Origin of the sequence: Cytobacillus firmus NBRC 15306, assembly GCF_001591465.1 — a bacterium.
GTDB lineage: Bacteria > Bacillota > Bacilli > Bacillales > Cytobacillaceae > Cytobacillus > Cytobacillus firmus.
In genome coordinates this window covers 1-7071 of the sequence record NZ_BCUY01000129.1, presented here as the reverse complement: position 1 = coordinate 7071, position 7071 = coordinate 1, and the positions used below count along the sequence as shown (strand labels likewise).

The 7071-nt window shown below is 41.2% G+C and carries 5 protein-coding genes and 1 pseudogene; 3 read left to right on the top strand and 3 right to left on the bottom strand.

The genetic code is table 11. From position 1 onward, the window contains the following. Positions 1-32 precede the first annotated feature (32 nt). Positions 33-524 (bottom strand): annotated as a pseudogene (locus tag BFI01S_RS20375) (mechanosensitive ion channel family protein); the annotation flags it as partial. Between the two features lie 174 nt (positions 525-698). Here BFI01S_RS20375 and BFI01S_RS20370 point away from each other — a divergent pair. The 3 genes from BFI01S_RS20370 to BFI01S_RS20360 all read left to right on the top strand — a co-directional run bounded on the left by BFI01S_RS20370 (position 699) and on the right by BFI01S_RS20360 (position 5071). After that, complete coding sequence (locus BFI01S_RS20370) at positions 699-2453, top strand: ABC transporter ATP-binding protein (RefSeq protein ID WP_061794225.1); 1755 nt, start codon at positions 699-701, stop codon at positions 2451-2453. Between the two features lie 11 nt (positions 2454-2464). Then, positions 2465-4288 (top strand): ABC transporter ATP-binding protein, encoded by a 1824-nt coding sequence (locus BFI01S_RS20365; RefSeq protein WP_061794224.1) that lies wholly within the window; start codon positions 2465-2467, stop codon positions 4286-4288. A 123-nt stretch (positions 4289-4411) separates the two neighbouring features. Further along, positions 4412-5071: a potassium channel family protein gene (locus BFI01S_RS20360; protein WP_061794223.1), complete on the top strand. Its 660-nt coding sequence runs from the start codon at positions 4412-4414 to the stop codon at positions 5069-5071. A 73-nt stretch (positions 5072-5144) separates the two neighbouring features. Here the strand turns inward: BFI01S_RS20360 and rnjA are convergent, their stop codons facing one another. Together rnjA and BFI01S_RS20350 are read right to left on the bottom strand one after the other, a co-directional pair. Then, positions 5145-6812, bottom strand: coding sequence for a ribonuclease J1 (gene rnjA / locus BFI01S_RS20355; protein WP_061794222.1), 1668 nt, complete (start codon positions 6810-6812; stop codon positions 5145-5147). 3 nt (positions 6813-6815) lie between these two features. Further along, complete coding sequence (locus BFI01S_RS20350; protein ID WP_035328587.1) at positions 6816-7028, bottom strand: DNA-dependent RNA polymerase subunit epsilon; 213 nt, start codon at positions 7026-7028, stop codon at positions 6816-6818. Positions 7029-7071: the final 43 nt, after the last annotated feature.

The following is a 7071-nucleotide window of genomic DNA, read 5'->3' as shown; positions in this document are numbered from 1 at the left end:
TAAAGATAATCCCCACTGATTGAAGTTTCACTTTATCCGGCGGCACTATCTGTTCCTGCCTGTTTTTGTATCAGCACCTGATGGGGGAATGGAATTTCAATCCCGTTAGCTTCCAAAGCTTCCTTCAGCGCTTTTCTAAGCTGCCGTTCGACAGCCCACTGTTCCATGTTTTCTGTCTTGGCAATGATTCTTAATACAACATCAGAGGAGCCTAATGTTTGTACGCCGATCACATTAGGTCCTTCAACAATTGCCTGGTTTTCTTCAGCAATCCTGTCACATGCTTCCTGAAGGACTGTGATAGCTTCATCAATATTGTCATCATAAGAGATTCCTATATCAATCAGTGCGCGCATTTTGCCGCGGGAATGGTTGCTCAGACTGGTAATCTCCCGGTTGGGCAGATAATGCAAAGTTCCGTCAAACCCTCGGATTTGAGTGGTCTTTAATCCAATTTGCTCCACTATTCCTGAGTAGCTTCCAGTTGTTACATAATCGCCTACACCAATTTGCCTTTCCAGCAAATGCAATGCCAGAGAAAATATTGGGGAATAAAACAGCTGAGTACTTATAAGATTGATTTTGAAAAAAGTGAAAAATCAAACAAAAAGGGGTGGAAAAATACTTCGAAACTCGATATATTTAATATTACGTTCTAACTTTTCGGATTTTTCCGCAAATTAATAGGGGGTATGCAGATGGAAACATTTAAAAAGTTAAAGCAATATTATTGGCCATTTAAACATTACTTTATTTGGTCCATATTTTTTTTATTTATCGTGACAGCTATAACGGTTGTGTATCCAGTGATCCTGCAGGTGACAATTGATGAAGTTGTCATTGGAGGGAATTATGGGTGGATACCCTATTTGGCTTTAGGCTTTATTGCCATAATGGGCGTAAAGGGGGCAGCGACTTATATCCATCAGTACACCGGTGATTTATTTGGAATCACATCGGTCTATAAGCTTAGAAATGTACTATATGAAAAACTGCAGTTTCTGCCTTTCAGATATTATGACAATGCGAAAACAGGCGATTTAATGTCCCGGCTTACTGCAGATGTTGAGGGATTCCGGTTCTTTCTTTCATTCGGATTTTCTGAACTCATTCGTTTTTGTTTATTGATCCTCATCAGTATGTCGGTCATGTTTTATTATTCTGTTCCACTGGCTTTTGTCACACTTATCACCCTGCCTTTTCTGGCAGTAGTCACCTTTAAATTCGACAAAGCTGTGCATCCGGCATTCCGGGGCATCCGGAAATCATTCGGGCGCCTGAATACAAAAGTTCAGGAGAATATAAGCGGAATTAATACGGTGAAGTCATTATCGCGGGAAGATTTTGAGATTAATAAATTCAATGACTCTAACAGTGATTATAAGGATAAATATCTCTTTACATCGGATATTTGGGCCAAATACTTTCCGTTAATGGAGTTTCTGGGCAATTTAAGTGTTGTACTGCTTCTGGCTTATGGCGGTTATCTTGTTATGGCCGGCAGTCTGAATCCAGGAGAACTTGTCGCCTTTTACAGCCTTGTCTGGTATATTATGTGGCCCATTATGAACTTAGGCTTTATTGTTAACCTATTTTCACAGTCAAAAGCCTCCGGAGAGCGGCTCATTGAGATCCTTGAAGCAGATAATGAGATTGAGGATATCGATTCATGTGTTAAGGCAGAGCGTTTGCAGGGTGAGGTGGAATTCCGCAATGTTACCCTGAAATATACGAAGGATGACAATGACGCTTTATCGAATATCTCTTTTCATGCAGAGCCGGGAAAGGTGATTGGATTAATCGGCTCTACGGGATCAGGTAAAACGAGCTTAACACAGCTTATGACAAGATTTTATGAGCCGGTTGAAGGTAAAGTGATGATTGATGGGATAAATGTGCAGGAATACTCTCTTCAGTCTCTGAGAAGTAACATCAGCTTTGTACTTCAGGAATCTTTCTTGTTTTCTTCTTCGATTAAAGCGAATATTGCATTTGGGAAGCCAGATTCAACCATGGAGGAAATTATTGAAGCTGCCAAACGTGCGCAGGCTCATGAATTTATCATGGAGCTTCCTGATCAATACGATACCGTTCTTGGCGAGAGGGGCATGGGGCTTTCAGGCGGCCAGAAGCAAAGGATTGCGATAGCAAGGGCTATTTGTGCAGATCCCAGCATTTTAGTTCTGGATGATGCAACAAGCGCTGTGGATATGGAAACTGAATTCATGATACAAAAAGCATTGAAAGAAGGAATGGCTGATCGAACTGCGTTTATCATTGCCCACCGGATTTCTTCCCTTAAGCATGCAGATGAAATACTTGTGCTTGAGAACGGGAGAGTGGCTGAACGGGGAACACATGAAAAGCTGCTTAAAAACAATGGTCCCTATCAGCGGATTTACGATATTCAATATCAGGACCGGGATAAGGTTCTCCAATCAAATGCAGGCTAGGAGGTGGGTACTTGAAAAAATCTAAACCGGAAAATGACAAAGTGTTAAACAGGTTCCAATACTCTGCTGACGAAGTGATCGAGAAGCCATTTAATTGGAAGCAGATGCTGCGATTATTCAGTTATATGGAGCCATACAGAAAAAATTTACTTCCTCTCTCCATTATAATGGTATTAATAAATACGGCAGTCAGACTGATTATTCCTATCTTGATCGGTGTGTATACGTTAGATAAAGCGTTAATTGAAAAAGACGGCCGGCTGCTTGCCGTCCTGGTCTCATTGATTGCATCACTTTACACGATTTCATATGCTGCAAACTATTTCAGGATTAAATGGATGAATAAGCTCGGACAAAGTGTTATTTATGATCTTCGAAAACATTTATTTACACACGTACAGACGCTTTCACATCGTTTTTTTGATCAGCGTTCGGCAGGGTCCATACTGGTAAGGATCATGAATGACATTAATTCTCTCCAGGAGCTTTTTACAAATGGAGTCATAAATCTGCTGATGGATTTGATCATGCTGGCAGGGATTTTTATTATATTGTTTACACTAAGTCCTGAACTGACTCTGGCAATAATGGTCATCCTGCCCATCATGTTTTTTATTTCAACCAGTTTGCGGAGAAATATCCGCAGATCCTGGCAAACTGTCCGGTTAAAACAATCCAAATTGAATTCTCACTTAAATGAGAGTATTCAGGGTATCAGGATTACCCAGTCTTTTACACAGGAAAAAGAGAATATGGCATTCTTTGATGGTGTGAATACGGAGAACTTTGAAAGCTGGAGGGTTGCCTCCCAGAAGAATGCTATGTTCAGGCCGCTGGTTGAATTGACCAATGCCCTGGGTACCGCTGTACTGATTTGGTTTGGGGCCCATCTGATTCAGACCGGGTCAATATCGATCGGCGTCTTTGTTTCTTTTGCCTTTTATTTAGGGATGTTCTGGGAGCCTATTTCCCGGCTTGGTATGGTTTATAACCAGCTGCTCATGGGCATGGCTTCCTCTGAAAGAATCTTTGAATTTCTTGATGAGCAGCCAATCGTATCAGAAAGGAACAATGCTGTGAATTTGCAGGAGATAGAAGGCAAGATAGAATTTGAGAATGTCATTTTTTCTTACGATGAAAAAAGAACAGCCCTAAATGGAGTTTCACTTGAGATAAAAGCGGGGCAGACAGCAGCGCTTGTCGGTCATACAGGATCTGGAAAAACAACGATAGCGAACTTAATCAGCCGTTTTTATGATCCCTCTGGAGGTACTGTAAAAATTGATGGCTATGATTTACAGGATGTTTCTTTATCAAGTTTGCGCAAGCAAATCAGTGTCGTGCTGCAGGATACTTTCATATTTTCCGGCACAATCTGCGATAACATCCGTTTTGGCAGGCCTGATGCAACGGATGAAGAAGTAGCGGAAGCAGCCAAAGCAGTCGGTGCACATGGATTCATTGAAAAACTTTCAAAGGGATATGAAACCGAAGTGGAGGAAAGAGGGAATATATTATCGGTCGGAGAGAGGCAGCTGCTCTCCTTTGCCCGCGCTTTGCTTGCAGACCCGCGTATTCTTATACTTGATGAAGCTACTGCAAGTATTGATACAGAGACAGAGATGAAGATCCAGCAGGCTTTAAAGACACTTTTGAAGGGCAGAACAGCCATAATTATCGCCCATAGGCTGTCCACGATCCGGGAATCTGATCAAATCTTCGTGCTCGATCATGGAAATATTTTAGAGCAAGGTAATCATGAGGAATTGATGAATGCGAAAAATGAATATTTTCATTTGGTTAAGGCACAATACAATATGCTTGAAGCAATTTAATGAACAAAAAACCTCCGGGCGGAGGTTTTATTTTGTCCTTAAGTAATGTCTAATCGCTATACTCCTGTGTGTGCTATTATGGTATTATTGTCTATATTGCTAACTTTGCTGGGGGAAGATAGGATGAAGAAAGAATTTGCCGTTATCGGGCTTGGACGTTTTGGAGGAAGCATCTGCCATGCTCTTGCTGAAGAAGGTATGGAGGTTATGGCGATTGATGTTAATGAAGACCGCGTGAATGAATTTGCGAGAGTTGCTTCGCACGCAGTAGTTGGCGATACCACTGACGAATCCGTAATCAAGAGTTTGGGAATACGCAATTTTGACCATGTTATTGTAGCGATTGGAGACAATATTCAGGCCTCTATCCTGACTACCTTGATTTTAAAAGAGGTGGGAGTTAATAAGATTACGGTTAAGGCGCAAAACGATTATCACGCTAAGGTATTGAGGAAAATAGGAGCCGATCATGTTGTTCATCCTGAAAGGGATATGGGCAGAAGGATTGCCCATAGTATTGTTTCAAATAATGTACTGGATTATCTGGAACTCTCTGATGAACATAGCATAGTAGAAATCGTGGCTAATGAAAAATTGGCCGGCCACAGCATTATTGATCTGGATATCCGGGCAAAGTACGGAATCAACATTGTTGCAATTAAAAGAAAAAATGAAATTATCGTTTCTCCGCAGGCGAATGAAAAAATACAATTTGACGATATTCTTATTGTTATTGGAGCAGACGTGGACATCAACCGGTTTGAAAAGAAAGTGATGTCTTAATAGGCAAAAGGCTGTATCTCTCATTTGAGCGATACAGCCTTTTTTAGTATATTTTTATAGCTCTTGGGATCTTTTAAACTTCCATGATGATCGGCAAAATCATTGGACGGCGCTTTGTTTTTTCATAAAGGAATGGTGCAAGAGTATCAGTAATTTCATTCTTGATTTCTGACCATTGAGTTGTCCTGCGTTCCATTACCTTGCTAAGGTGTTTTGAGATGAGTGCTTGTGCATCATTGATTAAATCTCCGGATTCCCTCATATAAACAAATCCGCGGGAAATTAAGTCAGGTCCTGCAGCAATCTTGAAATCCTTCATATTAATGCTCACTACGACAACCACTAAACCTTCTTCAGAAAGAATGCGGCGATCTCGCAAAACAATATTTCCGATGTCACCGATTCCGCTTCCATCAATATAGACAGACCCAGACGGGATTTTTCCGGCTACCTGAGCAGAATCTTCGCTGAGAGCCAGAACTTCACCATTATCCATGATAAAGCAGTTCTCTTCTTCCACTCCGCAATCTACAGCCAATTTGGCATGCATTTTCTGCATTCTGTATTCACCATGAATCGGCATGAAGAATTTGGGCTTTATTAAACGAAGCATAAGTTTCTGTTCTTCCTGGCCGCCATGACCGGATGTGTGAATATCGCTTAATTTACCATAAATGACTTCGGCGCCTGCACGGGAAAGTCTGTCAATCGTTCTGCTGACACTGATTGTGTTCCCTGGAATAGGTGAAGAAGAGAATACAACAGTGTCACCAGGAATGATCTGTATCTGGCGATGCGTTCCATTAGCAATTCTAGAAAGGGCCGCCATTGGCTCTCCCTGGCTTCCTGTACAAAGAATGGTCACCTGGTTCGCTGGTAGTCTGTTAATATGATGTGCATCAATAAAGGTATCTTTAGGTGCCTGAATATATCCTAGTTCCTGTCCGATATTTATGGCTGCTTCCATACTTCTGCCAAAGACAGCAATTTTTCTGCCATTTGTAACGGCTGCTTCAGTCACCTGCTGAAGACGGTGGATATTAGAAGCGAATGTGGCAAAGATAATCCGTCCTTCAACCTTGCGGAAGATGTCATGAATGCTGTCGCCAACTCGGCGTTCAGACATGGTGAATTCAGGTATTTCACTGTTTGTACTGTCGGAAAGCAGGCAAAGGACGCCTTCTTTACCGATTTCTGCCATTTTCGTCAGGTTGGCAGGTTCTCCTACAGGGGTAAAATCAAATTTGAAGTCCCCGGTATGAACAACTTGTCCTGGCGGTGTTTTGACAACGATTCCATAAGAATCAGGAATACTATGAGTTGTCCTGAAGAAAGTCACGGAAGTTTTTCTGAATTTAATGATATCGTCTTCCTTGATTTCATGAAGAGTGGTCTGTCTTAATAGACCGTGTTCTTCAAGTTTATTTCTCAGGAGCCCGAGAGCCAGCTTTCCGCCGTATACCGGTATGTTGACTTCTCTTAGAAGGTATGGAATTCCTCCAATATGGTCTTCATGTCCGTGGGTAATAAATAATCCCTTTATCTTGTCTTCGTTTTTAACTAAGTAAGTGTAATCAGGAATAACATAATCGATTCCGAGAAGCTCGTCCTCCGGGAATTTGATTCCGGCATCAATCAGGATAATTTCATCCTGGAATTGAACCGCGTAAGTGTTCTTTCCGATTTCGCCAAGTCCGCCCAGGGCGAAAACGGCTGTTTGATCATTTTTAACAAATTTCATAAATTACTCAATCTCCAATACTTTAAAGTCTTCACTTTGTTTTTCATATTCCAGGAAATCTCCTTGAACAGATGCTACAAATTCAATATTATAGTTGCGGTCAGCCAGCTTTTTGCGAACGTCTCTTTCAGAATCGCCTTCCACAAAAATAGTTTTTGTTTTTTCTCTAACCGGTACCTCTGTCTTGGATTCCTGATAATATACCTTGAAAATCATTTCTATCTCTCCTTAATCCGATAAAAAACTTTTATCTAATATC

Excerpts from the sequence above, each read along its gene's own strand:
- BFI01S_RS20370 (WP_061794225.1), top strand. The coding sequence starts at position 699 with ATGGAAACATTTAAAAAGTTAAAGCAATATTATTGGCCATTTAAACAT.
- BFI01S_RS20360 (WP_061794223.1), top strand. The coding sequence starts at position 4,412 with ATGAAGAAAGAATTTGCCGTTATCGGGCTTGGACGTTTTGGAGGAAGC.
- rnjA (WP_061794222.1), bottom strand. The coding sequence starts at position 6,812 with ATGAAATTTGTTAAAAATGATCAAACAGCCGTTTTCGCCCTGGGCGGA.
- BFI01S_RS20350 (WP_035328587.1), bottom strand. The coding sequence starts at position 7,028 with ATGATTTTCAAGGTATATTATCAGGAATCCAAGACAGAGGTACCGGTT.